General features: G+C 66.8%; 25 protein-coding genes and 2 pseudogenes. 19 read left to right on the forward strand and 8 right to left on the reverse strand.

What is annotated here, in order from left to right; genetic code table 11:
• The first annotated feature begins 134 nt into the window (after nucleotides 1-134).
• From ACOQFL_RS07795 to ACOQFL_RS07810, 4 genes are all read left to right on the forward strand, one after another.
• Nucleotides 135-968 (forward strand): DUF3097 domain-containing protein, encoded by an 834-nt coding sequence (locus tag ACOQFL_RS07795; protein ID WP_435543428.1) that lies wholly within the window; start codon nucleotides 135-137, stop codon nucleotides 966-968.
• A gap of 89 nt (nucleotides 969-1,057) precedes the next feature.
• Complete coding sequence (locus ACOQFL_RS07800) at nucleotides 1,058-1,498, forward strand: NfeD family protein (protein ID WP_435543429.1); 441 nt, start codon at nucleotides 1,058-1,060, stop codon at nucleotides 1,496-1,498.
• Between the two features lie 10 nt (nucleotides 1,499-1,508).
• The gene (locus ACOQFL_RS07805; protein WP_435543430.1) at nucleotides 1,509-2,705 is read left to right on the forward strand and encodes an SPFH domain-containing protein; all 1,197 of its coding nucleotides are present in this window, start codon (nucleotides 1,509-1,511) and stop codon (nucleotides 2,703-2,705) included.
• A 147-nt stretch (nucleotides 2,706-2,852) separates the two neighbouring features.
• Nucleotides 2,853-3,824 (forward strand): hypothetical protein, encoded by a 972-nt coding sequence (locus ACOQFL_RS07810; RefSeq protein WP_435543431.1) that lies wholly within the window; start codon nucleotides 2,853-2,855, stop codon nucleotides 3,822-3,824.
• Nucleotides 3,825-3,887: 63 nt separating this feature from the next.
• Here ACOQFL_RS07810 and ACOQFL_RS07815 read toward each other — a convergent pair whose 3' ends face one another.
• A complete protein-coding gene (locus ACOQFL_RS07815; protein WP_435543432.1) occupies nucleotides 3,888-4,493 on the reverse strand; it encodes a DUF421 domain-containing protein in 606 nt (201 codons plus the stop codon).
• A gap of 217 nt (nucleotides 4,494-4,710) precedes the next feature.
• Between ACOQFL_RS07815 and ACOQFL_RS07820 the strand changes: the two genes are divergently transcribed.
• From ACOQFL_RS07820 to ACOQFL_RS07830, 3 genes are all read left to right on the forward strand, one after another.
• On the forward strand, nucleotides 4,711-5,160 hold the full coding sequence (locus ACOQFL_RS07820; RefSeq protein WP_435543433.1) for a helix-turn-helix transcriptional regulator: 450 nt from the start codon (nucleotides 4,711-4,713) through the stop codon (nucleotides 5,158-5,160).
• 6 nt (nucleotides 5,161-5,166) lie between these two features.
• Entirely contained in the window at nucleotides 5,167-5,577 is a 411-nt protein-coding gene (locus tag ACOQFL_RS07825) for a VOC family protein (protein WP_435543434.1), read from the forward strand.
• Nucleotides 5,578-5,656: 79 nt separating this feature from the next.
• Nucleotides 5,657-8,032, forward strand: coding sequence for an ATP-binding cassette domain-containing protein (locus ACOQFL_RS07830; RefSeq protein WP_435543435.1), 2,376 nt, complete (start codon nucleotides 5,657-5,659; stop codon nucleotides 8,030-8,032).
• 368 nt (nucleotides 8,033-8,400) lie between these two features.
• On the opposite strand, the gene ACOQFL_RS07835 is transcribed toward ACOQFL_RS07830, so the two are convergent.
• On the reverse strand, nucleotides 8,401-9,408 hold the full coding sequence (locus ACOQFL_RS07835) for a LacI family DNA-binding transcriptional regulator (protein WP_435543436.1): 1,008 nt from the start codon (nucleotides 9,406-9,408) through the stop codon (nucleotides 8,401-8,403).
• A gap of 115 nt (nucleotides 9,409-9,523) precedes the next feature.
• Here ACOQFL_RS07835 and ACOQFL_RS07840 point away from each other — a divergent pair, with 115 nt between their 5' ends.
• The 3 genes and pseudogenes from ACOQFL_RS07840 to ACOQFL_RS07850 all read left to right on the forward strand — a co-directional run.
• Complete coding sequence (locus ACOQFL_RS07840; protein ID WP_435543824.1) at nucleotides 9,524-10,441, forward strand: dihydrodipicolinate synthase family protein; 918 nt, start codon at nucleotides 9,524-9,526, stop codon at nucleotides 10,439-10,441.
• Nucleotides 10,442-10,715: 274 nt separating this feature from the next.
• Nucleotides 10,716-11,909, forward strand: a complete 1,194-nt coding sequence (locus ACOQFL_RS07845) for an Nramp family divalent metal transporter (protein ID WP_435543437.1) — start codon at nucleotides 10,716-10,718, stop codon at nucleotides 11,907-11,909.
• 269 nt (nucleotides 11,910-12,178) lie between these two features.
• A pseudogene (locus ACOQFL_RS07850) lies at nucleotides 12,179-12,319 on the forward strand (recombinase family protein); the annotation flags it as partial.
• Between the two features lie 260 nt (nucleotides 12,320-12,579).
• Here the strand turns inward: ACOQFL_RS07850 and ACOQFL_RS07855 are convergent.
• The gene (locus ACOQFL_RS07855; protein ID WP_435543438.1) at nucleotides 12,580-12,954 is read right to left on the reverse strand and encodes a winged helix-turn-helix transcriptional regulator; all 375 of its coding nucleotides are present in this window, start codon (nucleotides 12,952-12,954) and stop codon (nucleotides 12,580-12,582) included.
• An 81-nt stretch (nucleotides 12,955-13,035) separates the two neighbouring features.
• On the opposite strand from ACOQFL_RS07855, the pseudogene ACOQFL_RS07860 reads away from it, so the two are divergent.
• The 5 genes and pseudogenes from ACOQFL_RS07860 to ACOQFL_RS07880 all read left to right on the forward strand — a co-directional run.
• Nucleotides 13,036-13,311 (forward strand): annotated as a pseudogene (locus tag ACOQFL_RS07860) (Rid family hydrolase); the annotation flags it as partial.
• Nucleotides 13,312-13,364: 53 nt separating this feature from the next.
• Nucleotides 13,365-14,027 carry an SDR family oxidoreductase gene (locus ACOQFL_RS07865; RefSeq protein ID WP_435543439.1) on the forward strand — a complete coding sequence of 221 codons (663 nt, stop codon included), beginning with the start codon at nucleotides 13,365-13,367 and terminating at the stop codon, nucleotides 14,025-14,027.
• Nucleotides 14,028-14,187: 160 nt separating this feature from the next.
• Nucleotides 14,188-14,529: a hypothetical protein gene (locus tag ACOQFL_RS07870; RefSeq protein WP_435543440.1), complete on the forward strand. Its 342-nt coding sequence runs from the start codon at nucleotides 14,188-14,190 to the stop codon at nucleotides 14,527-14,529.
• 247 nt (nucleotides 14,530-14,776) lie between these two features.
• Nucleotides 14,777-15,316, forward strand: a complete 540-nt coding sequence (locus ACOQFL_RS07875; protein WP_435543441.1) for a pyridoxamine 5'-phosphate oxidase family protein — start codon at nucleotides 14,777-14,779, stop codon at nucleotides 15,314-15,316.
• A 263-nt stretch (nucleotides 15,317-15,579) separates the two neighbouring features.
• On the forward strand, nucleotides 15,580-16,173 hold the full coding sequence (locus ACOQFL_RS07880) for a dihydrofolate reductase family protein (protein ID WP_435543442.1): 594 nt from the start codon (nucleotides 15,580-15,582) through the stop codon (nucleotides 16,171-16,173).
• Nucleotides 16,174-16,180: 7 nt separating this feature from the next.
• Here ACOQFL_RS07880 and ACOQFL_RS07885 read toward each other — a convergent pair whose 3' ends face one another.
• Nucleotides 16,181-16,312: a hypothetical protein gene (locus tag ACOQFL_RS07885; protein WP_435543443.1), complete on the reverse strand. Its 132-nt coding sequence runs from the start codon at nucleotides 16,310-16,312 to the stop codon at nucleotides 16,181-16,183.
• Nucleotides 16,313-16,703: 391 nt separating this feature from the next.
• Between ACOQFL_RS07885 and ACOQFL_RS07890 the strand changes: the two genes are divergently transcribed.
• Both ACOQFL_RS07890 and ACOQFL_RS07895 read left to right on the forward strand, forming a co-directional pair.
• A complete protein-coding gene (locus ACOQFL_RS07890) occupies nucleotides 16,704-17,711 on the forward strand; it encodes a TerC/Alx family metal homeostasis membrane protein (protein WP_435543444.1) in 1,008 nt (335 codons plus the stop codon).
• 2 nt (nucleotides 17,712-17,713) lie between these two features.
• Nucleotides 17,714-17,887, forward strand: a complete 174-nt coding sequence (locus tag ACOQFL_RS07895; protein WP_435543445.1) for a hypothetical protein — start codon at nucleotides 17,714-17,716, stop codon at nucleotides 17,885-17,887.
• A gap of 164 nt (nucleotides 17,888-18,051) precedes the next feature.
• Here the strand turns inward: ACOQFL_RS07895 and ACOQFL_RS07900 are convergent, their stop codons facing one another.
• Nucleotides 18,052-18,759, reverse strand: coding sequence for a GntR family transcriptional regulator (locus tag ACOQFL_RS07900; protein WP_435543446.1), 708 nt, complete (start codon nucleotides 18,757-18,759; stop codon nucleotides 18,052-18,054).
• 59 nt (nucleotides 18,760-18,818) lie between these two features.
• On the opposite strand from ACOQFL_RS07900, the gene ACOQFL_RS07905 reads away from it, so the two are divergent.
• The gene (locus ACOQFL_RS07905; RefSeq protein ID WP_435543447.1) at nucleotides 18,819-20,123 is read left to right on the forward strand and encodes an MFS transporter; all 1,305 of its coding nucleotides are present in this window, start codon (nucleotides 18,819-18,821) and stop codon (nucleotides 20,121-20,123) included.
• A gap of 8 nt (nucleotides 20,124-20,131) precedes the next feature.
• Here the strand turns inward: ACOQFL_RS07905 and ACOQFL_RS07910 are convergent, their stop codons facing one another.
• A complete protein-coding gene (locus tag ACOQFL_RS07910) occupies nucleotides 20,132-20,941 on the reverse strand; it encodes an SAM-dependent methyltransferase (RefSeq protein WP_435543448.1) in 810 nt (269 codons plus the stop codon).
• Between the two features lie 345 nt (nucleotides 20,942-21,286).
• Between ACOQFL_RS07910 and ACOQFL_RS07915 the strand changes: the two genes are divergently transcribed.
• Nucleotides 21,287-22,000 (forward strand): pectate lyase, encoded by a 714-nt coding sequence (locus ACOQFL_RS07915; RefSeq protein ID WP_435543825.1) that lies wholly within the window; start codon nucleotides 21,287-21,289, stop codon nucleotides 21,998-22,000.
• A 123-nt stretch (nucleotides 22,001-22,123) separates the two neighbouring features.
• On the opposite strand, the gene ACOQFL_RS07920 is transcribed toward ACOQFL_RS07915, so the two are convergent.
• Nucleotides 22,124-23,116 carry a DMT family transporter gene (locus ACOQFL_RS07920; protein WP_435543449.1) on the reverse strand — a complete coding sequence of 331 codons (993 nt, stop codon included), beginning with the start codon at nucleotides 23,114-23,116 and terminating at the stop codon, nucleotides 22,124-22,126.
• Between the two features lie 117 nt (nucleotides 23,117-23,233).
• Nucleotides 23,234-24,157, reverse strand: a complete 924-nt coding sequence (locus ACOQFL_RS07925) for an LLM class flavin-dependent oxidoreductase (RefSeq protein ID WP_435543450.1) — start codon at nucleotides 24,155-24,157, stop codon at nucleotides 23,234-23,236.
• Nucleotides 24,158-24,492: the final 335 nt, after the last annotated feature.

Raw genomic sequence — 24,492 nt, forward strand, 5'->3', positions numbered from 1 at the left:
CGATACCGATGTGACCGTGATCGCCGCCAACGGGTGGGATTCCCGCCGCGCCGCCCGCGGGTCGTGTCGCGAACCGGGCATCATCTCGGCCCGGCGCCGTCCCGGTGGGGGCGAGCCCGGGTAGGCTGATCGTCGTGCGTTCGATCGACTACGGCCGCGACGTGCTCACCGGTAGCGCTCGGCGTCGACGCCAGCCCCCTCCCGAGCTGCCCGCCGAGCCCGGCACGGTTGTCGAGGATGCCGCTGGTGAGTTCTGCGGGGCCATCGTGCGGCTGGAACGTGGCGAGCTCACCAAGCACAACGTGATTCTTGAGGACCGCCACGGCAGGCAGCGCGCCTTTCCGATGCGAACCGGCGGTTTCCGCCACGAGGGAAGACCGGTCACGCTCGTGCCCGTGGTTTCCCCCTCGAGTGGGAGGCCGAGCCGTTCGGCCTCCGGGTCGGTGACGGTTTCCGACGCCCCGGCGCGCACGGCCCGGGCCAGCAGGATCTGGGTGGAGGGGCTGCACGACGCGGAACTGCTCGAGCGGGTGTGGGGACACGATCTCCGCGTGGCCGGTGTGGTGGTCGAGCCGCTGCACGGGATCGACGATCTGGAGCGGCGCGTGTCGGAGTTCGCTCCCGGCCCCGAGCGCAGGCTGGGGCTGCTGGTGGATCATTTCGTTCCCGGCAGTAAGGAGACCCGCCTCGCCGAGCGGGTCGGCACCGCCGATGTGCTGGTGACCGGCCACCCCTTCGTCGACATCTGGCAGGCCGTGCGCCCGGAGACGGTGGGTCTCACCGAGTGGCCGGAAGTAGACAGGCGCCTGGACTGGAAAACCGGGGTGTGTGGCGAACTGGGCTGGGCCGATCCGTCCCAGGGCTGGCGCAGGATCCTTGACGCGGTCAGTGACTTCCGGGATCTGCGGGCCCCGCTGTTGGGGGCGGTGGAACAGCTCGTGGACTTCGTCACCCTCGCCGAGGAGTAGACCCGCCCACCCCTTTCGCTGGCCGATATCGGGCCTCGCGCCGCGACTTGATCGGTCACGAAGCGAAGTCGATCTGTCACCATGGGTTTATGGCCGCGTTGGTGTGGTTGATCGCCGGGGTGCTCTTGGTGGCCGCCGAAGCCACTTCGGGTGAGCTGGTGCTGTTGATGCTCGGGCTCGCCGCGATGGGAACCGCCGGGGCGGCGGCGCTGGGTGCGCCGCTGTGGCTGGACGCGGTGATCTTCGCCGCGCTCTCCGGTGGACTGGTGTTCCTGGCGCGTCCGGTGGTCAAACGCAGACTGCTGCGGGAGACGAGCGAGGGAATCGAACCGCGCACGAACGTGGATGCGCTCATCGGCAAACGCGCCACCGTGGAATCCGCGGTGGATGCCCACGACGGCCGGGTGCGCATCGACGGGGACGTGTGGTCGGCGCGTTCTTTCGACGAGACACAAGTGCTGGATGTGGGGCGCACGGTGATGGTCATGGAGATCTCGGGGGCTGTCGCCGTGGTATGGGCCGAGCCGTGAGGAGGCGGATGTGGATCCTGCCGTGTGGATTGTGCTGTTGGTGGTCGTGCTGTTGGTGGTCGTGCTGCTGGCCAAGACCGTTCTGGTCGTGCCGCAGGCCACCAGTGCGGTCATTGAACGTCTGGGGCGGTTCCGCACCGTGGCCAACCCGGGGTTGAACATGCTGTTTCCGTTCCTGGACCGGGTGCGTGCCAAGATCGACCTGCGGGAGCAGGTGGTCTCGTTCCCACCGCAGTCGGTGATCACCCAGGACAACCTCACCGTGTCCATCGACACCGTGGTGTACTTCCAGGTCACCGAGTCCCGTTCGGCGGTGTACGAGATCTCCAACTACATCGAGGGGGTTGAGCAGTTGACCACCACCACGCTGCGCAACGTGGTCGGTGGTATGAGTCTGGAGGAGACGCTGACCTCGCGGGACCAGATCAACAGCCAGCTGCGCGGGGTGCTGGACAGCGAAACCAGCCGCTGGGGAATCAGGGTGGCTCGGGTCGAGCTCAAGGCGATCGACCCGCCGCCGTCGATCCAGGACTCGATGGAAAAACAGATGCGTGCCGACCGTGAGAAGCGCGCGATGATCCTCAACGCCGAGGGCGAACGCGAGTCCGCCATCAAAACGGCCGAGGGGCAGAAACAGTCGCAGATCCTGGCCGCGGAGGGATCCAAGCAGGCCGCGATCCTCAACGCCGAGGGGGAGCGCCAGTCCAACATTCTGCGTTCGCAGGGTGAGCGGGCCAGCAAGTACCTCACCGCCCAGGGTGAGGCCAAGGCGATCGAGAAAACTTTCGCCGCCGTCAAACGCGCCAAGCCCACCCCGGAGATGCTGGCCTACCAGTATCTGCAGACCCTGCCCGAGATGGCTCAGGGCGATGCCAACAAGGTTTGGGTGGTGCCCAGCGAGTTCAGCAAGTCTTTGGAGGGCTTCGCCCGCATGCTCGGCAGCCCCGACGAGGAGGGCGTGTTCCGTTACGAACCGCCCGAGCAGGAAGTGCCCAGCGAGCCTCCGGAGAAGGACGATCCGTCAGTGTCGTCCTGGTTCGACATGGCCTCCAACCCCGAGGTGGCCGAGGCGGTACGCGCGGCCGAGGCGGTGGCCCGCAAGGAGGTGCCCACCGATCTGAGCAGCACACCACGGGCCGGTGGTTCGGCGGACCAGCAGGCCCTCGGAGGCGGAGCGGGAAACTCGGAGCAGCGCACCGACGGTTGAGGCCCACGGCCCGGACCGGTCGGGTGGGCACGCGCCCGCCGACCGGTCCGGGTTCCACCTGGGTGAGCGGGAGAGCCGCGGGTGCGGCGAGGATGTCGGTGAGGCGTGGTGGGATGTGCCCACCGTCGGCAAGGAGCACCACCCGTTATGGCACGCACCACCCCGCCCCGCCCTGTGAACGTGGCCGAGGTGTTTCCGGAGCTGGCCGGGATGACCAGGACCACCACCAGGCTGCATCCTCGACGCGGCGCCCCCACCGTGGAACAGAGCTCGGTCGGTGGGCCGCTGTTGTGGCCCACCGAGGAACCGTGGCCTCACTGCCACGACTGTCACCACAACAGGTATCGCTTCGTTCTCGAACTGACCTCGCTGCGCGAGATTCGTGCGGCGCGCGGCGTCGCAGGCGACGAGCCGGATCCGCTGTCGGAGGCGGACCTGGAAACGCTACGGCGCTCCAGGGAGGGAATTCCGGTGGTCGAGTACGCGCTCAGCCCGATGCCGTTGCTGCCCGTCGCGCAGCTCTACGCAACCGAGATTCCGGATCTGGTCTGCCCTCCGGACACCGATATGCTGCAGGTGCTGTGGTGCCCTTTCCACCACGAGCACGACGCCGGTACACAGGTTTACTGGCGCCGTGCTGCCGATGTAGAGCGGTTGCTGACTCACCCACCCGAACCGGCCCTGGTGATGGCCGATGACTTCGTTCCCCACCCGTGTGTGCTCAATCCGGAGCGGATAGGTGAACTCCCGCCGTCGCACCTGATTCCGGAGGACCTGGCGGATCGTATCCGCGATTGGGAACAGGAACAGCGCGTGGATTACGACGAGGAGCTGTCGATATCGCCGGGTTGGAAAGTTGGCGGCTGGGAATCGCTGTGGACGTTCCGCGATCCAGTGCCGCTGTGCTGCGAACAGTGCGGCTCCGACGTCGAACCCTTGCTGATGATGGAAGGGGCGAACTTCACCCCCAGTTGGTGTCCTGTCGAGGACAACGTTGAACTCGCCGAAGATCCCGGTCCGGCCAGCCATCCGGGGGTTCGGATCGGACGTGATTACACGCTGCAGATCTACTGCTGTAGCCGGGACCGGACACATCCCTGTGTCACCGCTGTGCAGTAGCCGCCTGACGCCCCGGCGGTCCTGTTTCTTCCCGGCGAACCGAAGGCATCGACCTCCGAAGAGTTACCGGGCTTCGTCCGGTTGGGTGGACGGTTCGGAAGAGGGATCGGTGGGTTCGGGGGAGTCCGCCGTGTGGGTGGGCAGCCCACTGCGTACCGGCAGTTGCGGCCCGTCGACGCTGGAAAGCAGCCTGCTGTCCACGGGGCGCCCCTCGGGGTCAACGGTCAGCACCGAAACCTCACCCGTGGTCTCCAGCACCACCGCCTCGAGCTGTTCCAGGCGGGTGATCCCGGCCAGTCGCAGTTTCGCGTAGAGGTCGTTGCGGGTCATCTGCGCCTGATCCAGGTTCTCGCGCAGTTCCCGGGAGCCGTCCATGAGCAGCAACGGGCGGTTGTCGGTGACCCGTTCGACCCTGCGGAGTTTACGCAGGTACGCCAGCAGGCTCTGCGTGCTGAACAGCGCCGCCAGCGCGAACATGCCCTGCAGCAGTGAGACCTCGGAGCTGACCGCGGTGGTGGCGGTGATCGACCCGAACGCCACGGTGGCCGCGTAGTCGAAGTTCGTCATCTGGGAGAACGAACGCAGCCCGGCGATCCGGGAGAACGCGATCAGTGAGATGTAGATCGACACTGTCGACAGCGCCACGAGCGCCAGCGTCTGCCACGACACATGTAAACCATTGATCACTTGGTGCCCCCTGGGCGGGCCGGGAAGTTCCGCGAACAGTTCGAACGCTGCCTGGGCAAACTATCATCGTCCGAGGTCAACGGGTTTTGCCGCACGGCTCGTTCGCCGAAAGCCGCGCGGGTGGAAGGAGATGATTGGCCGCCGAGCCCACCGGTGGAGGTGGTGGGCGATTCGCGTGCGGTGTGGCAGCATCGACCGGGTGACCAGCAGCCCCGCGGCATCGCGACATTTGGACGAACTCACCCGGTTGCGCCGTGTTCGGGACCGGATCGATCGGGAGTACGACCGGCCGCTGGACGTGGCGGCGCTGGCGCTGGGGGCGCACATGTCGGCGGGCCACCTCAGCCGCGCGTTCCGCCGTGCCTACGGCGAGTCGCCGTACTCCTATCTGATGACACGGCGTATCGAGCGTGCGATGGCGTTGCTGCGTCGAGGGGACTTCAGCGTCACCGAGGTCTGCTTCGCGGTCGGTTGCGGCTCGTTGGGCACCTTCAGCACGCGGTTCACCGAGCTGGTCGGTGTGCCTCCCAGTACTTACCGGCACAGCGCGGCGCACGCCACGGCGGGCGTGCCTGCGTGCGTGGTCAAGCGGGCGGGCAGACCGGTCAGGAATCGAGAAGCGCGGGGCGCCCTCGCGCAACTAGTCTGAACCGCCATGAGCCTGACCATTCACTCCAGCTTCCTTCCGCACGAGGATCCCGAAGCCTCCCTGGGGTTCTACCGGGACGTTCTCGGGTTCGAGGTGCGCAACGACGTCGGTAACGGCAAGATGCGCTGGATCACGGTCGGTCCCGCCGGGCAGCCCGGCACGTCCCTGGTTTTGGCCCCGCCGGTCGCCGACCCGGGGGTCACCGAGGAGGAACGCCGCATCATCACCGAGATGATGGCGAAGGGCACCTACGCCATGTTGCTGCTGGCCACCGACGACCTCGACACCACCTTCGAACGACTGCGAGTCGGCGATTCCGAGATCGTCCAGGAACCCGCCGAGCAGCCCTACGGGGTTCGTGACTGCGCAGTCCGCGACCCGGCGGGCAATCTGATCCGTATTCAGCAGTCGCGCTGACTCGACCAACGGGCACAGGCACCAACCGCACGGCGGGGTAGGTGAGTCCCGCCGTCGAGAACTCCGGCAGGGAGGAACGATGAGCACAACCGGGGAAACCCACCCGCATGTTGCCGACAGCCACGATCTGATCCGCGTGCACGGCGCGCGGGAGAACAACCTCGCCGATGTGGGCATCGAACTTCCCAAGCGCCGGTTGACGGTGTTCACCGGGGTGTCGGGTTCCGGTAAGAGTTCGCTGGTGTTCGACACGATCGCCGCGGAGTCACAGCGGCTGATCAACGAGACCTACAGTGCCTTCCTGCAGGGGTTCATGCCCACGCTGGCCCGCCCCGAGGTGGACGTGCTCGACGGGCTGACCACGGCCATCATCGTCGACCAGGAGCGTATGGGCTCCGATCCCCGTTCCACGGTCGGCACCGCCACCGACGTCAACGCGATGCTGCGTGTCCTGTTCAGCAGGTTCGGGCAGCCGCACATCGGTTCCCCGAAGGCGTTCTCGTTCAACGTGGCCTCGATCAGCGGTGCGGGTGCGGTCACGTTCGAACGTGGCGGGAAAACCGTCAAGGAGCGTCGTGACTTCAGCATCACCGGCGGCATGTGTCCACACTGCGAGGGACGCGGTTCGGTCACCGACTTCGACCTGTCGCAGATCTACGACGCCGACAAGTCGCTCAACGAAGGGGCTCTCACGGTTCCCGGCTACAGCATGGACGGCTGGTACGGCCGCATCTTCCGCGGCTGCGGTTTCTTCGACCCGGACAAACCGGTCCGCGACTTCACCGCGAAAGAGCTCGACGCCCTGCTGTACAAGGAGCCGACCAAGATCAGGATCGACGATGTCAATCTCACCTACGAGGGGCTGATCCCCAAGATCCGCAAGTCGATGCTGTCCAAGGACGTCGAAGCGATGCAGCCGCACATTCGCGCGTTCGTGGAGCGGGTGGTGACCTTCACCGTCTGCCCGGAGTGCGACGGCACCCGGTTGAGCGAGGCGGCCCGATCGTCGCGGATCGCGGGCATCAGCATCGCCGACGCCTGCGCGATGCAGATCAGCGACCTGGCCGAGTGGGTTCGTGACCTCGACGAGCCGTCGGTGGCGCCGTTGCTGGCCACCCTGCGGCACACGCTGGACTCGTTCGTGGAGATCGGGTTGGGCTATCTCGGTCTCGACCGCTCGGCGGGCACGCTCTCGGGTGGTGAGGCGCAGCGGGTGAAGATGATTCGCCACCTCGGTTCCTCACTGACCGATGTCACCTACGTCTTCGACGAGCCCACCACGGGCCTGCATCCGCACGACATCAGGCGGATGAACGATCTGTTGCTGCGGCTGCGGGACAAGGGCAACACGGTGCTCGTCGTGGAGCACGAGCCGGAGGCGATCGAGATCGCCGACCACGTGGTCGACCTCGGCCCCGGGGCGGGAACATCCGGGGGCAGCGTCTGCTTCGAGGGCACCGTCGCCGGGCTGCGGACCTCGGGCACGCTCACCGGCCGTCATCTCGACGATCGGGCCGGGCTCAAGGACACGGTGCGCACGCCCACCGGGGCGCTGAAGATCCGTGGTGCGGTGGCGAACAATCTGCGCGAGGTCGACGTCGACATCCCGCTGGGGGTGCTCTGCGCGGTCACCGGTGTGGCCGGTTCCGGTAAGAGCTCGCTGGTGCACGGATCGCTCCCCTCCGGGGAAGGGGTGGTGTCGATCGACCAGGGGGCGATCCGCGGTTCACGCCGGAGCAACCCGGCGACCTACACCGGGCTGCTCGATCCGATCCGCAAGGCGTTCGCCAAGGCCAACGGGGTGAAACCGGCGCTGTTCAGCGCCAACTCCGAAGGTGCCTGCCCCGGCTGCAACGGTGCCGGGGTTGTCTACACCGACCTGGCGATGATGGCCGGGGTGGCCACCACCTGCGAGGAGTGCGAGGGCAATCGGTTCCAGGCCTCGGTGCTGGAGCATCACCTGGGCGGTCGCGACATCAGCGAGGTGCTGGCGATGCCGGTGGCAGAGGCTCAGGAGTTCTTCGGTTCCGGCGAGGCCCGCACTCCCGCGGCCCACCGGATTCTGGCGCGGCTGGCCGACGTCGGGCTCGGCTATCTCACCCTCGGTCAGCCGTTGACGACGCTGTCCGGCGGTGAGCGGCAGCGGCTCAAGCTGGCCACCCACATGGCGGGTGACGGCGGGGTCTACATCCTTGACGAGCCGACGACCGGGCTGCACCTGGCCGACGTCGAGCAGCTGCTGGGGCTGCTCGACCGGCTGGTGGATTCCGGTAAGTCGGTCATCGTCGTCGAACACCACCAGGCGGTGATGGCCCACGCCGATTGGCTCATCGACCTCGGCCCCGGCGCGGGCCACGAGGGTGGTCGGGTCGTTTTCGAGGGCACCCCCGGCGACCTGGTCGCCGCACGGCCCACCCTCACCGGCAGGCACCTGGCGTCCTATCTGGGCAGCTGATCGATCCCCAGGACTGCCGTCCTTCCCGCAGTGCGAACCGAGGGCAGGGGCGGCACGGAGTCGTGGGCATGCCTGAGCAGGCGTTGTCCAAGCTGGAGAACCGAGCAGACCGCAAGCTCGACGAACAGTTGTAGCAGGCATGCGACTTCGGGCTGGCCGCGACGGCCGAGGCCTCAGGGATCTCGGAGGAGACGCTGCGCTGGACCATTGAGTGGTACCCGCGCACTGAATCATGACCGAAACTCCCGCAGGTTTCTGGGCCAGCACGCGAAGCTGCTTGCGGAAGGGGAGCTTCGTGGCCGCGTGGTGCGTTGTCGAAGAGCCCCCTCCGGCACGAGCGTTGCGGAGGGGAGTGGGTGTGGAGGGGTTTATACCGCTCCTGGTTGCTGTGGGGGTGGGACGGTTGAGCGTCGGGGGAGGAGGGTCGGTGTGGCGATCAGAGTGCGCGCGGCGGAGGCGTTGTGGTCGAGCAGCAGGTCGAGTGCGCCAGCGGCGATCTGGTCGAATGGCACGCGCACGGTGGTCAGCGGAACCGGTAGTCGGCTGACGATGGGGATGTCGTTGTAGCCCACGAGGGAGAGGTCCTCGGGGATGCGCAGACCGAGTGTGTGCGCGGCGGCCATGACGCCGATTGCAGTGTTGTCGTTGACGGCGAAGATCGCGGTGGGGCGGTCGGGTTTGTTCAGCAGTGCCCGCCCTGCGGTTTCGCCGGCGTCGATCGAGAACGAGTTGCCTTCGATGAGGGCCTCGTCGACGATGATTCCGGCTTCGGTGAGGGCCTGACGGTAGCCGTCGCGGCGGCCTTGGGCGCTGGAGGCGTAGTCGGGGCCGCTGACCAGCCCGATTCGCCGGTGCCCCAGGTCGATCAGGTGCCGCGTGGCGAGGTGCCCGCCGAGGTGGTCGTCGCCGATCGACGAGGGGCTGACTTCGTCGGTGCGGAGGGCCAGCGCGTACGACACGGGGGGATTTGCGGGGTGGTGGGAGGGTGATGTGGGAGTGCGCGCGGTGGTGAGGATGAGCCCGTCGACCTGTCGTTGCACCAGGTTGTCGACGGCGACGTGCTCGGCCTCGGGCTGATCCTGGGTGGTGGCCACGAGAGCGGAGATTCCCCGCTCGGCTGCTGCTGCGGCGACTTCTTCGTAGAGCATGGCCATGACCGTGTCGGTCAGTCGCGGCACCACCACCCCGACCGTGTTGGTGCCGGTTCGTCGCAGTCCGGAGGCCAGGGAGTTGCGGACGTAGCCGAGTTCGGCGGCGGCCTGGCGGACGCGTTCGGCTGTCGAGCTGTTGGAGCGAGGCAGGCGTTCGTCGAGCACCCGCGAAACCGTCGACTTGCTCACGCCGGCGGCCCGGGCGACGTCCAGGATGGTCACCACGGCTCTGAGGTTACCGGGCCGGAAAAGCCGGGAGAGCGAGGTATTGACGGAGGGGCGAACATGCCCGACAGTGTACGGGAACGTTCCCGCAATCGTTCCCAAAGGGGTTCCACGCATGACTCTCGATCTCTGTGGGCTGGTGCCCGCGCCCGTCACCCCGTTCACCTCCGACGGGGCGGTTGACCACGCCGCCCTGGCCCGCTACGGTTCGTGGCTGGCCGGGTTTGACGGGGTCAAGGGCCTGGTGTGCCTGGGCCACGCTGGTGAGGGCACGTTTCTCACCCAAGACGAGCAGGTCGCCACGATCCGCACTCTGGTCCAGGCGGTCGACGGGGCAGTACCGATCGTCGCCGGCATTACTGGCGAGGGCACGGCCGTGGCCGCCGCAGAGGCCGTGCGGGCCATGGAGGCCGGGGCCGCCGCTGGCTTGGTCTACCCGTCGCACGGGTGGTTGCGGTTCGGGTTTCAGGCAGGTGCCCCGCAGGAGCGCTACCGGGCTATCCACGAGGAGTCCGGGTTGCCGCTGATCCTGTTCCAGTATCCCGACAACACCAAGGCCAGCTACGACCTGCCCACGCAGCTGGAGATCGCCGCGCAGCCGGGGGTGTTTGCCACCAAGAACGGGGTGCGCAACATGCGCCGGTGGGACACCGAGATCCCGGTGCTGCGCACCGCACAGCCCGACTTACAGATTCTCACCTGCCACGACGAGTACTTGCTGCACACCATGTTCGACGTCGACGGGGCGCTGGTCGGCTACGGTGGCCTGGCCCCGGAACCGCTGATCGAGCTCATCGCCGCCGGCAAGGCCGGCGACTACCATGCGGCCCGCGCGTTGCACGACCGCCTGCTGCCGGTGACCAAGGCCGTCTATCACCGCGGCTCCCACATGGAAGGCACGGTCGCGCTCAAACTCGGTCTCAAGGCCCGTGGGTTACTGCCCTCGGCCACCGTGCGCTCCCCCTTGATCGACCTGCCGGCCGAGGCCGGGGAGGAGATCGCCCTCGCGTTGAAGCGGGCCGAACTGCTCTGACGGCACCGTCGCGAAGGTCTGTCTGGCTCCTGCCGATCCATCACGGGCGGAGCGGCCCGGGCGGAGGTGCTGCGCCGTCCGGGCCCAGGGTCGCGCCCTCGTGGGCGTTTTGGCCCGGTGACAATGAAGTCCCACCGAACTCCGCGACGACCGCGGAGGGCGAGGAACGATCCACATGCCCGACGCAGTGCCTGCCCACCACATGAGCGGAACCGATGGCACATCCCGCTCCTACCGTCCTACTGAGCCACCACCCACCCCACGTTCGGGCCGCATGGCCCGGATCGTACGGCTACTAACCCTCATGGGGCCCGCTTTCGTAGCCGGAGCATGGCAGTTCGGCCCCGGTAACCTCACCTCGGCGGTGCAGGCAGGCAGCCGCTTCGGCTACTCCCTGATCTGGGTCATCATCGTCTCGACCGTGTTGATGATCGGGTTTACGGACATGAGCGTGCGCATCGCGCTCGTCTCACGCGGCTCGCTCGTCGAAACCGTCAAACGGAGCCTGGGGCGCGCTCTCGGTGGAGCCGCGGGCCTCGGGGTCTTTGCCATCGCCCTGATGTTTTCCGTCGGAAACGCCGTCGGGGCCGGGCTTGGCCTCTCCTTGGTTCTCGGCGGTTCCCCGGTGTGGTGGACCCTCACGTGCACCACCGTGGTCGCCATCGTGCTGTTCGCCCGCGGACTCTACGGCATGATCGAAAAAGTGCTTCTGGTCATGGTAGCGACCATGGCGGTGTGCTTCGCCATCACAGCCGTGCTCAGCCGCCCGGACTGGAGCGGCGCGGCCGCCGGGTTGCTGCCGACCATCCCGCCGAGCTCCGGGCTGCTGCTGGTTGCGCTGGTCGGGACGAACTTTTCCATCAACGCCGCGTTCTACACCGGATACGCTTCCCGGGAACGCGGCCTGCGCCGCGAGCAGTACCGCGAAACGACCCTGGCCGACACCCTTCCCGGCATCGTCGCACCCGGAATTATGACCGTGCTGGTCATCATCGCCTCGAGTGCCGTACTCGGTGGTCAACAGGGCGCCGGACTCGCTGATCTGGCCGGTGTGCTCGAACCGATCGCCGGTGACATCGGACGAACCATCTTCGCCCTGGGCTTTTTCGGAGCGGCGTTCTCCTCGATGCTGGCCAACGCCACCGCCGGCGGCACCCTGCTGTGCGATGGACTCGGAGGGGGCAACCGACTCTCCTCACCCCGCGTCCGTCTAGGTGTCCTCGCAGTGTTGGCCTTCGGCGCGATCATCGCCGCCGTGCTCGGCGACTCGCCCATCCAGCTGATCATCATCGCGCAGGCGCTCACCGTCGTGGTCGCGCCCCTGCTCGGCATCCTGCTAGTGATCATGGCCAACAAGCGCGGACTCATGGGCGACCTGCGCAACCGCTGGTGGCACAACATCCTCGCCGCCCTCGGTCTCGCCGCGATCCTGGCGACCTGCTACAGCCTCATCACCAGCTTGTTCTGATCGCCTCTGCGATCAGTCGCTATACCTCCTTTCCGCACAGCGCTCTGTTCTTCGAGGGTGTCTCGTGACGTGTGTTCACGAGACACCCTCCGGGCGCTCACGTTTTCCTGTGGCGGCTGTGTAGCACAAACCCGTGACCGCGCCAAGGACGCACTGTCGGGGGTTCGCGATGCGGCCCGCGTCATGCGAGTCGGCTACGGACGCGTCTCCACCCGCGCCCAGTACCCCGAAGCCCGGTACGATGCCTTGATCGCGGCCGGTTGTGTGACGTGTTCGGCGGCAAGACCTCCGGCACGCTCGCGCGTCGCCCCGAACTGGACAAGGCTCTGCTGACGGCCAACCGCGTCGGCGATCAGCTCGTAGTGACCAAGGTCGATCGGCTCGGCCGCTCCCCGGAACACCTCATCGAGCTATCCAAGCAGCCGCAAACCAAGCAGGGCGATCTGTTGTGCTGGAGCAGGGCGATCGACACCTTCTGGGGTTTCCAGTGGGCTTGTTCGACGTCCCGGCGCAACTCATCGCGGATGCCGCCGCAGCGGACAACCGAGGGTCTCGACGCGGCTGGGTTCCCACCATCTCGAACCCCTTCCGGTCGCTGGAAGTGGCAAAACGTTTCACGTTTGGTTGCGAAGAGGTGGCAACAGTCATTCCCACGGGAGCCCGAGCCGTCTCACGACGGGGTGCCGCCGGGGTGTGCTTGGTCGTCGAATCGTGCGCGTGCGCGCTGGACGGCGGGCATGTTGACGGTGCTCCAGCGCAGGAGTGCGTCGATTAGATCTTCGAGGGTCTCGCCCAGCGAGGTGATGCGGTATTCGACCGCGATCGGTCGAGAACTGATGATCACACGCTCGACCATCCCGTTGCGTTCGAGGCGTCGCAGCGTCGCGGTGAGTGACTTTTGTGTCACAGCGGGGATCGCGTGGCGTAGCTCGTTGAATCGCGAGGGCTTTTCGCACAGCGCTTCGAGTACCTGGAGCGACCATTTGTCGAGCACTTGGTCGATCAGCTCGCGATGCGCCGCTGTGAGCTGTGGGGTTTCGGTCATGATACCTGGTCTCGTTGAAGTTACCTGAAGGTACCAAGTACACATGAGATACCTGCAACGGACAAGCCGAGGAGCTCTCTCATGACCGTGCGACTTCGAAGTCCCGAGGACATGATGCGGCCCGTGCCGTACCACCACGTCGCGATCGGCACGGGAACACGCCAGATCCACGTCGCGGGCCAGATCGCCCGCGACGCCAGGGCGAATCCCATCGCCCCGGGCGATCTCACCAGGCAACTCGCGCAGGCCCTGCGCAACACCTCGCTCGGACTGAGCGGTGCCGGAGCGAGCTTTTCCGACGTCGTGCGCCTGAAGTTCTACGTCACGCGCTGGAGCCCCGAGAAAATGGACGAGTTCGACGACGCGACGGCGACTGCGCCGTGCGTTGGAGAGAACGGAGCAAGTCAGGTATGAACGTCTTCATCATCGGCATCACCGGAGGAGTCGGCGGTTCGCTCACGCGAGAGCTGCTTTCTCGCGATGTCAACGTGCACGGTCTCGTACGCAGGGACGAGCAGCGGGCCGAGTTGTTGGGGCAGGGCGTGAACGCGACGGTCGGGGACCTCGCGAGCATGTTCGAGGAAGAACTGGCAAGAGCATTCTCCGACGCTGACGCCGACGCCATAGTGTTCAGCGCCGGGTCGAACGGTGGCGCCACAGAGGTCACGAAGACGATCGACGGCGAGGGAGTCGAAAAAGCCATGAGCGCCGCTCGCACGGCGAGGGTGGACCGCTTCGCGCTGGTGTCCGTACTCCCGGAATCCTGGCGGGAACGGGACCTGGGCGAGGACGTGGAGTATTACTTCGCCGTGAAGAAGAACGCCGACATCGCGCTCTCCCGCAGCGAGCTGGATTGGCTGATCCTGCGTCCCGCGCTCCTGCTCGACGAGCCGGGGAGCGGAACTGTCTCACTCGGCCCGGCGGAGTTCCACGACCGGATAGCTCGTGACGACGTCGCCGCGACACTCGCGGAGCTGCTCCGCGAACCGGGTTTCGGTCGGCGGATCCTCGAACTCAACACCGGTTCCACCCCGATCCCCGAGGCCGTCCGCTCCACCATCCGTACGTGCTGAAAAATCTCGGTGCCGCGGTCGGCGAGTTCACGGCGGACAGCGTGCCCTTGGGGCGAGGGATACGTGCGCCCGCCGATGCGGCCACGTGTACAAAAACAACCGCGACGGATAGCGTCAGTTCTTCAGGCACGCTCCACCAGCCGCGAAGAGGAAAAGTCCCATGGCGACGCGGGCACGCACCACCTGGTTGGTCGCCGGAGTTGCCGTCATCGGACTCGCACTGATCGCGGCGCTCTTCCTGGCCCCCAAGCTCCTCGAACGGGGTGGGGAAGACGAGGAAACGATCTCGCACCGCCTCCAGCCGCGAAACAACGGCAGGCACGAGACCCAGCCACGAAGCACCGGCGAGTACTGGACCGAAGAGCGCATTCGCGAGGCGGAACCAGCCGGTCCGCACGTGGTCAGCCCGGTTCCGTACGGCAAACTGGGCGCGGGCGCGGGGATTTTCATCGTCGCGGGAACGACGATCGTGTGGCTGCTGCGGCGCCGACGGCGAGACTGACTCCCCGGCCCGGCTGCGTCTCACCCACGGGCGCTGTCCGGGGTTTCCCGACAAACCGCTGCTCGCTCACCATCTCCGCCGCAGTCGGGTGTTGTGCCCTGTTCTCCGGTTGCTACGGTCAGCCGCAAAGTAGACGGTGATCAGCTGCGCCCGCCTGAAGTCGAGCCTCGCTGCAGCGTGCGATAGATGGTCGGCCGGGATACGGCGAACAGGCGCTTTTGTCGGTGGGAGCTGATTAACTAGCCCAATGTTCGAAACTCCCGACGAGCTCCACAGCCTTCAAGTCCTGCTCGACACGTCTTGGGCCGGCTCCAGCAGCCACCTCAAATCAATCATCCGTCCAGGTGAAAGCACCTTGGACGCCGAGCAGGTTGTCCAAGTTTGCCAAGGCATGTGCACCCTGGCCATCGCCACAGTCACCCGGCGCGGTGAGCCACGCATCAGCGGCGCCGACGGGCACCTCCTGCACGGCCGTTGGATCGTCGGCACCCACCGCCAGGCCGCTAAAGCCCGTCATCTCGCGGCGCGGCCCGGCATCAGCGCGACCTTCATGCGCGGCGAGCAGCTCGGCATTTTCACGCATGGACACGCCGTTGCGCTGAACCCCGAGGGGATGAGCAGCGACCCGACTTGGCCGACCGTCCGCGACTACCTCGTCAACCACTACGACGGCGACGGCGACGATCCGTTCTGGGACGAGAACGTGTGGTATCGCATCGACCCCAGCTGGATGGTCGCCTACAGCACCGACCCCGTCGGGCTGCTCGACCAACAACCGTCAGTCTGACCAGAGCTCGCGCGGGTCCATCTCAGGCCGTCACTCCGGGGTCAGTCGAGGTTGACATCTTCACGTCCAGAAGTTGACAGCGCGATCCAGGTCGGCCATGCCGATCACGGGAAACCCGAGCCTGAGCACAAGGTAAGGCTACGACGGTGCAGCTCGGATCTCGCGAACCGATGAGTTCTGGACTCGCCACCCGTCCAACCTTGTACAGCCGGGTGCCATGACGCATCCGGCGGCCACCGACAGCACGGAAAGGGCACACGACCATGTCAGAGCTTCTCGTCGACTTCATCACCTCCCTCGACGGCAACGCATCAGGAGAGGGCTGGCCAGGATGGTGGGGGATGGAGGGACCCGAATATCTCGGTTGGACCGGCGAGCAGCCCGAGGTCACTTATCTGATGGGAGCGAACACCTACCGCCAGATGTCAGGCTTCGCCGTCGGCGAGGTCCCGGAGGGCCTAGACGAGTTCAGGGCCGAAGAAGAGGCGTCCGTCGACGAGCTCACGCAAGCGTCCAAGGTGGTGTTCTCCTCCTCGCTGGAGGAGCCACTGACGTGGGCTAACTCCACACTCGTCCGCGACGACGCCGTCGAGACGGTCCGCGCAATGAAGGAGAACGGCTCGGGGCTCCTCAGCACGATCGGTAGCCTCAGCCTGTGCCGGTCCCTGCTACGGGCCGGACTCGTCGACCGCTTCCGGGTGGTCATGTTCCCGGTGATCACCGGCGCCACGGGCGCGGAACGCATCTACGACGGCTACCCGGACGTCGTCCTCGAGATGATCGAGCACCGGACCTTCGACGGCCGCATCCAGCTGGTCGAGTACCGCCCCACCGTGCTCGCGCCCCGGGGCACGTGACCGCCCGTCAATTGCGGAACCCTCTGCGTACGTACGGCGAGGGATCCTCAGCTGAGACGGCTGCGTAGTTGGCCTCGATCTCGAAGAACTTCAACAGGCACGCGAACCCGAGCCGAGTGGCATCCGAGTTGTTACCCACCAGACGCCAGTCCTCACCGACCAACGTCCACAGATCGACCAGCTCGTCCGGCTCTCATCTCTGACGCACGCCCGGACGCTAGCGCAACCACCAGCAACACGATCGGGCGATCAGGATCAATCACCCACTATTTTGCGGCTCGCGGGAGCTTCGGGAGAACTAGGCCTAATCGCATACTGCCTCTTCAGTGTCGAACGAAACAAACTCAGCCAAAACGGACAAAAGAACACCGAGTTGCCGGGACGGACAAATCGTCTCCTATACTTCATCAGGAGGGGAGTACTTCCTCGCGTTGACCCGGTCAGTACGGACATCAACACGGTGTCCCCGGGAAGCGGCCCCGTCCTCGGGGTGAAGGAGACCTCGAACGACGTTGTTCGGGAGGTCTCGAATGTCGGATGCCCCCCTGATGATCGCCGCGGGCCCGCAGTCGGTGGGCACGCCGTGGTTGTGGGCGATCAGTATCGGTGTGCTGCTGGCCCTGTTGATCGCCGATTTCGCGGTCACCCACCGCCCGCACGAGGTGTCATTGCGGGAGGCGGTCGGCTGGTCGGTGTTCTACCTCGCGCTGCCGCTGGTGTTCGGACTCGGCCTGTGGTGGTGGTTCGGCACCGATCAGGCCCTGGAGTTCTTCGCCGGGTTCGTGGTGGAGAAGTCCCTGTCGGTGGACAACCTCTTCGTGTTCATGCTGCTGCTGACCGCTTTCGCGGTTCCCACGGCACTGGTGCAACGTGTGCTGCTGTACGGCATCGTGGGTGCGCTGGTGCTGCGGGGTGTGTTCATCGCGATGGGAGCCGCGCTGCTGCAGGCGGGCACCTGGGCTTTTCTGGTGTTCGGGGCGATTCTGTTCGTGACCGCGGTAAAGATTCTGCGTGAGGCGCTCGGCGGTGAGTCCGTCGAACGTGACGTGTCGCAGATGCGTTCGGTGCGGTTACTGCGCCGGTTGATGCCCGTCACCGAGGACTACCACGGCGCGCGCCTGACGGTGCGGCAGGCGGGCCGTCGTGCGTTGACACCGATGGCCGTGGTGGTGGTGGCGGTGTTCGCCACCGACGTGGTCTTCGCCGTGGATTCCGTGCCCGCCGTGTACGGCATCACCGAGGACCCCTACCTGGTGTTCACCACCAACGCTTTCGCGCTGCTGGGGCTGCGGGCGTTGTATTTCGTACTGAGTTCGGTGCTGAGTAAACTGGTGTATCTCAACCACGGACTGGCGCTGATCCTGGCGTTCATCGGTGTGAAGCTGATGCTGCACTGGGCGCACGGGATCTGGCCCGCCGTTCCCGAGATCGCCACCCCGGTCTCGCTGGCGGTGATCGTGCTCATCCTCGTGGTGGTGACGGTGGCCAGTCTGCGGGCCAGGAACCGCACCGTGGATGAGGCCAGTCACGGGAGGTGACCATGCCCATCTGGATTCTCCTCGAGGTCGGCGTCACCGTTTTCGTGGTCGTGACGCTGGTGATCAGCTGCGCGGTGCTGCTGTCGGCGCGGCCGCCGCGGTCCTCGCGCGATTCAGGCTTCTCCCACCGCCGAGAGGGCAAACCGTTGTTTCCGCGCGGGCCACGGGCGGGGTGAATCGGCGTGCCGGGAGTGCCTTCGTTCTCGAAGGCGCGCCCGGCACGTGACCCCCGGCCCGATACGCACCGGAACGTCGACCGGTCCGCGAGCTGCCGGTTCCCGGTCGATGTGCTCGCCGCGTCGCCGGCTCGTGAACGGGGGGGCGGTAGCCGCCGGGCGGCTCACGGCTCCACGTGTGGAAGGTCTTCGCTGAGACCGATGGCGCGCATGGTGTGGGCCAGATGCTCGCGCAACCTGCGTTTGGCCAGTGCCGTGTCCCCGGCGTGCAGCGCGGCGGCCAGCGCGTTGTGCTGTTCGGTGACCGTGGTGCGCCGAGAGGATTCGTGAGTGCGGGCGGTGACTGTGATGCGCAGCTGGCGGTCGCGGAGCGCGCTGTAGAGGTCGGTGACCACGGGGCTGTCGGCGGCGGTGACCAGCTGGGCGTGGAAGTCGCGGTCGGCCTCGTGCATTTCGGCGTCGGTGAGTTCGCCTGGGTCGCAGGCGGGATGGTCGAGTAGTCGTCGTCCGACTGTGGCGAGGTGCTGTTCGCCGAGGGCGGCGAGTTTGTCGATCGCGAAGCTTTCCAGTGCGAGGCGGGCTTCCAGCAACGAATGCGCTTCGGCTGGGGTGATCGGTACGACCATGGCGCCCCGTTTGGGGTACAGCCGCAGGAATCCCTCGCTCTGCAGTCGCAGGAAGGCTTCCCGCACGGGGGTGCGTGACATGCCCAGGGTTTGGGCGATCTCCCCTTCGGACAGCAGGTGCCCGTCGGGGTGGCTGCCGTCCAGAAGTTTTGATTTAACGTGCCGGTAGGCGCGGTCCGTGGCGGGTTGCCGCTGCCGGGCGCCGGAGGTGGTCGGGGCCGTCTCCGAGGGTGTTGTGTTCGACACGGTGTCATTCTACTTCCACCCGGCTTGTATCTAAGATGCATACAAGTTTGGAGGTGGGTGTGCGCGTCACGATCGGCCCTTCGGAATCCTCGGTCACGGACCCTGTCCCGGCGGCGGCCTCACGACGGGCCTGGCTCGTGTGGTCGGTGGCGGCCGCGTGTTATTTCGTGGCGCTGTTTCACCGGGCGAGCCTGGCCGTGGCCGCCGACGCGGCGTTGGAGCGATTCGCAGCGGGCCCAGCGGCGTTGTCGGTGCTGTCGGCCCTGCAGTTGGGAATCTATCTGGCGTTACAGATTCCGGCGGGCGTCCTGGCCGACCGGATCGGTCCCCGACGGCTGATCACGGTGGCCACGTTGGCGCTGGCCGCGGGATCGGCGGTGTTCGCGGTCAGCGCGTCCCTACTGGGTGGGCTGGCCGGGCGGGCGCTGATCGGTCTCGGTGACGCGTTCCTGTTCACCAACGTCCTGCGGCTGGCCGCGCACTGGTTCCCGGCCGAGAGGTTCGGCAGAATCGCGGCGTTGACCGGGGTCGTCGGCGGCGTGGGGCAGGTGGCGGCCACCGCTCCGCTGGCCGGTTCGCTACGCGTACTGGGGTGGCTGGCCACGTTTCTGGGGGCGGCTGCGTTGACCGCGGTGCTGGCGGTGTTGGCCTGGAGGGTGGTGCGGGACCGCCCGGGCGGCACGGAACCCGGTGGTGCCGTGGACCGCTCCTTGGGCAGCTCGAAACCGGAACCGGTGGGCACGGCATTACGGACGGTGGTATCCGTGCCGGGGACCTGGCACTCGTTCTGGGTGCACTTCGTAATGATGGGGCAGTTCGTGGCGGTGACGGTGCTGTGGGGGCCGCCGTGGTTGATGCGGGCGCAGGGCTACGGTGCGACTGCCGCCGGCAACTGGGTGCTGTTGTGCGTGGCGGGGTTCCTGGTGGGGGGCTGGGCGTGTGGGCAGTTCGTGGCGGGGCGTCCGGCCCGTCGGGAACGGTTCGTGCTGGGGTTGTCGCTGTTGTTGGCCGTGGTGTGGCTGACCGTGATCGGCTGGCCCGGTGTGCTGCCCGTCGCGCTGTTGGCGGTGCTGCTGGTGCTGATCGGGATCGGCGGCGGAGCGGCGATGCTGGCTTTCGACGGGGCCAGAACGGTCAACGCGGCACACCGCTCGGGGCTGGCGGTGGGCACCGCGAACATGGGGGGCTTCACCGCCGCTGTGCTGATCCAGCTCGCCGTGGGTGGGCTCCTGCGGATGACCGAAGGGCTGGCGGCGGGCCCGTCCTATCGGTTGGCCTATGTGCCGGTGTTGCTGATGATCGTGGTGGGCGCGCTCGGTCAACTTCGGCAGTCGCGGCGCGCCCGTCGGGGTCAGCCTGGGTGAGGTCGGTTTCAGGGCACGCGTCCAACTCCGACGTATCCGTATCGGCAGCTGCGCTGCTGCTCGCTCAGGGCTTGTTGAGCGGGACTCCAGTCGGGGTAGTGCACGAGTCCGGGCGGGACCAGCTCGGTTCCGGAGAACCAGCCTGCGATTTCGTCGTGGGTGCGTAGCACGAGTTGTTCGTCGGCGTGTTCGTAGGAGGCCACGACTTGGTCGATCTCGGTCCGGAGGTCGGCGGGCAGGTCGTCGTCGCTGGCTTGCGAGATCGCCAGGTAGCTTCCGGAGCTGAGTCGCTCGCGGTAGGTGGCGATGATGTCACCGGGCCGGTGCTGCGGGCCGATGAACAGCAGCACACCGACGAGGAGGAGCCCGACGGGGCGGGAGAAGTCCAGCAGTTCGCGGGTTTCGGGGTGGTCGAGGACCGACCGGGGATCTCGCAGGTCGGCGTGCAGGATCGTGACGTTGGGGTTGTCGGCCAGTTCGGCGCGGGATGTGTTGTAGGCGATAGTTTCGTAGTCGACGTAGACGACTCGTGCTCGCTGGTTGTGCTGTGCCGCGATTTCGTGGACGTTGCCCACGGTGGGGATGCCTGAGCCGAGATCGAGGAACTGGTCGATTCCCTGCGCGGCCATGTAGTGCACGGCGCAGCGCAGGAAGGAGCGGTTGAGTTGCGCGCCCAGTGACCAGCGGGGGGCTGATCTCTTGATGCGTGCGGCCAGTTGCCGGTCGGCTTCGGTGTTGTGGTTGCCGCCGAGGAACACGTCGTAGAGCCGGGCTGAGTTCGGGCGGTCCCCGTTGAGTTCCGCTGTTGTCTCGTCCATGGGGTGCTCGCGTTCGATGTCGGGTGATCTTGCCGGGCACACTGTACGTGTGCTGTCGGTGACTGCCCAGATCTCGACGGTGACCGACGGCAGGGCTGGTTGCCCGCGTCGACGGTGGTTGCCGGTCGCCCGGATGAGGACCGCGGGTACCAGAACGTGGGCGGTGTTCGGAGTAGTCGACGGGGAAGATCGGGCACTGTGACAGGGATCGGATCCGGCCTAGCCTGATCGGGAAAGCGTTTTCTTTCCCGACAGGAAAAGGTAAGAGCTTTGTTGACAGGTATTTCGTCCCGAATTCGGAAAAGTCTGTACCTGGCGACGTTGTCCGCGTTGACGGTGCTGGGAATGATGGTGGCGGTTCCGTACGGGCATGCCGAAGTGCCCGTGCCGGATGCCCAGGGCGAGCAGGCCGTTGATGCCACGATCACTGTCGAGGGCACGATGGACGGTGGTCTGACCCGGTACTATGGCGAAGGGGACCTCGGCGGTGGTGGCCAGGACGAGGGGCAGCCGCCGATCTTCGAACTCGCCGACGGGGCCACGCTGCAAAACGTCATCATCGGCGCCCCGGCCGCCGACGGGATCCACTGCGAGGGTTCCTGCACACTGCGCAACGTGTGGTGGGAGGACGTCGGTGAGGACGCCGCGACGTTCGACGCCGACGACGCCTCGGCCACGATGACCGTGCAGGGCGGCGGTGCCCAGTACGCCGAGGACAAGGTGTTTCAGGCCAACGGTGCGGGAACCATGACGATCAGCGACTTCCAGGTCGAGGACTTCGGCAAGTTGTACCGTTCCTGCGGCAACTGCAGTGATCAGACCGATCGCCACGTGATCATCGACAACGTGACCGCCACGGCTCCCGGCGACACACTGGCCGGGGTCAATATCAACTACGGCGACACCGCCGAGTTCTCCGACATCACGATCGTCGGTGACTCCGGGATGGGAATCTGCTCCTGGTACGAGGGCACCGAGGACTCCGGCGAGCCCGAAGAGGTCGGTAGCGGGCCGGGGGCGAACTGTCTCTACGACCAGTCCGACATCACATTCGAATGATCTCGCCCGCCCACTGCCGAATCCCGGCAGTGGGCGGGGTCTCTGCCTCGCGTCGGCAACGTCTGGCGCGGACGGATTCTCGCTCTCGCACCGGCACGAGATCCGTCACTGTGCGGCCGCTCTTCAGGGAAGGTTGTTTCGGTTCGGCCGTCGAACCCGACCGGCGCGGCGATGGTTGTCACGCGGTTTCCCGCCGGTGCTGGTGCAGCGGTGGTGCAACGAGCCGGGCGCGGATGCGGCGTAGGCACTGGCGAGTATCAGGGCGCATCCGAGCAGCTGCGGGAGCGTGGGCCGCTCGCCGAGAACCACAGCGGCCAGCACGAGAGCACCGACCGGGGTCAGCATGAGCAGAGCCGAGCTCACCGTGCTGCTCAGCCGGAAGGTCGCCAGGGCGACCAACAGCCAGCCGCCGAGCTGGCCGCACACCGCGGTCAAGGCCAGCCATCCCAGTGCCACCCAGCCGGGGTTGACCGTCATGCCCTGCCACAGCATTCCACCGACCATCGAGACGACGGCTGCCGAGATGAGCACGCCGCGGTAGGACTGCACCACTCCTTCGGTCCGTCCGCCGCGGCGCAGCAGGAACAGAAACCCCGAGTAGCACAACGCGGCGAGCACGGCATGAACCGTTCCCCACACTGGAGCCTCGCCGGAGACTCCGGTCCCGACAACGCCCCCGGTGAGCACGATGCCCGTGGCCATGCAGGCAACGACAGCGGGGAAGGAGCGCCGTAGCCGCTCGCGGTCGACGAGTGAACTCAGCAGCGGAACGATGATCACCTGCGCGTTGACCAGCACCGCGGTCAACCCGGCACCGACCTCGAGGATCGCCTGGGTCCACAACATCGCGTCGGCGGCGAAGAGCACTCCTGCCGCTGCCGCGACGAGGCTCTCGCGCCACGACAGCCCACCCGTCCGGCGCCGTTCGTCGCGGGCCAGTGGCCACAGCAGCGGCAACGCGAGCGCGCACCGGAAGAACGTCGCGGTGCCCGGGGAGGTGCCGGACAGGTCGATGAAGATCCCGGACGTGGCGATGCCGAGCGCGCCGAGGGCGACCGCGCGCCGGGGGCGGGCACGAGTCGCGTGCATCACGATCATGCCGGCGTTGCGGTCCATGTCCTGAGACGATGGTCGTCTGCCGTGCGCTCGGGCAAACCGTTTTTGTCGGGCTGTCGTATCGCTCTCGAAGCGGTCCGCCGCACGTGCGGCCGGGAAGGAACGTCGGTGGGTGTTTCACAGTCTGTTGAGGACGGGCGCGGCGTGCTCGAGGGAGTCGCCGCGGATGACCCAGCGGGTGATGCCCCACCGGTGGCGGGCGGTGTGCAGCTGTTCGATGATTTCACTGGTGGTGCCGATCCAGAGGTAGGGCACGTCCAGAATGTCTTCGACCGGCGTGTCGAGCTGTTCGGCCAGGGGTGTGGCGGCGGCGTGGCGGTCGTCGGTGAGCACGACCTGCTGCACGAGGGCCTCCACGGCGGGTGGGTGTGTGCCCGCGGCCTGTGCGCCGTGGTGGATCTGTTCGACGTGTGTGTCCACGCGTTGGCCGGACCAGGACACGGTGTGGGAGTGCCCGTCGGGCAGGGTGCGGCCAAGCCCTGACAGTCCGACGGCGTCGGCGTTCGCCCCGCCCCAGCGCAGCAGGTCCGGGTTCGCGCCGCCGACCAACAGCGGCATTCGTCGCTGGATCGGGCGGGGTGCTTGCAGGGACACGTCGCGCAGCGCCCCCAGGTCGTCGGCGGGCACGGTGGCACCGTCGAGCAGCCGGCGTACGGCCGTGGCCACCGTGCTCAACCGGTGCACCCGCGCGGCCGGGGAGGGGCGGGAGTGGCCGGTCATTTCCCATTCGGCGGGGGTGTGTCCGGCTCCGAGGCCGATTTCGGCACGCCCGCCGGAGACCACGTCCAGGGTGGCCGCGTCGGCGGCGATCAGCAGCGGGTCGCGCACGCCGGTGTTGAGGACGTAGGTTCCCAGTCGCAGTGTCGAGGTGGCCGCGGCCGCCGCGGCCAGGGCCACGAACGGTGATGCGCCGACACCTGGGTGGTCGGCTGCCAGTAGTGCTCGGATTCCGAGGGTTTCGCAGCGATGTGCCAGTTGTGTCCATGTGGCTGTCTGTTCTGGCGTGGCTTGTACCGAAACCTCGATCCGTTCGTTCGTCACCGGCACACCGTGTCACGGGTGGGGACCGGTGTGGCACCGGTCGGTGTTGTGCGGAGAGCGAATTCGTGCGGATTTTGTGGTGGTTTGTTCGGTTTCGGGTTTTCGGTGGTGCCTGGCCGGTGTTGGTGCGTGGCGGTTGTCGGGGTGGTGGGGTGTGGTTTGTGGCACTCGGTGATGGTGGGGGGCGGTGCGTCCGGTTGTGGAGCGTTTCGTGACGGGTTGTGGGGTAGCTGGTCACGTTCGGTTTTTTCGGTGCGGGGTGGGTGCGCTTCGTGGTTAGGGCCCCGGTGACCTAGGGGGTAGCATTGTCAACAATCGGCGTCTTGAGTTGTGAT

Origin of the sequence: Actinopolyspora sabaoui, from assembly GCF_051225635.1 — a bacterium.
Taxonomy (GTDB): domain Bacteria; phylum Actinomycetota; class Actinomycetes; order Mycobacteriales; family Pseudonocardiaceae; genus Actinopolyspora.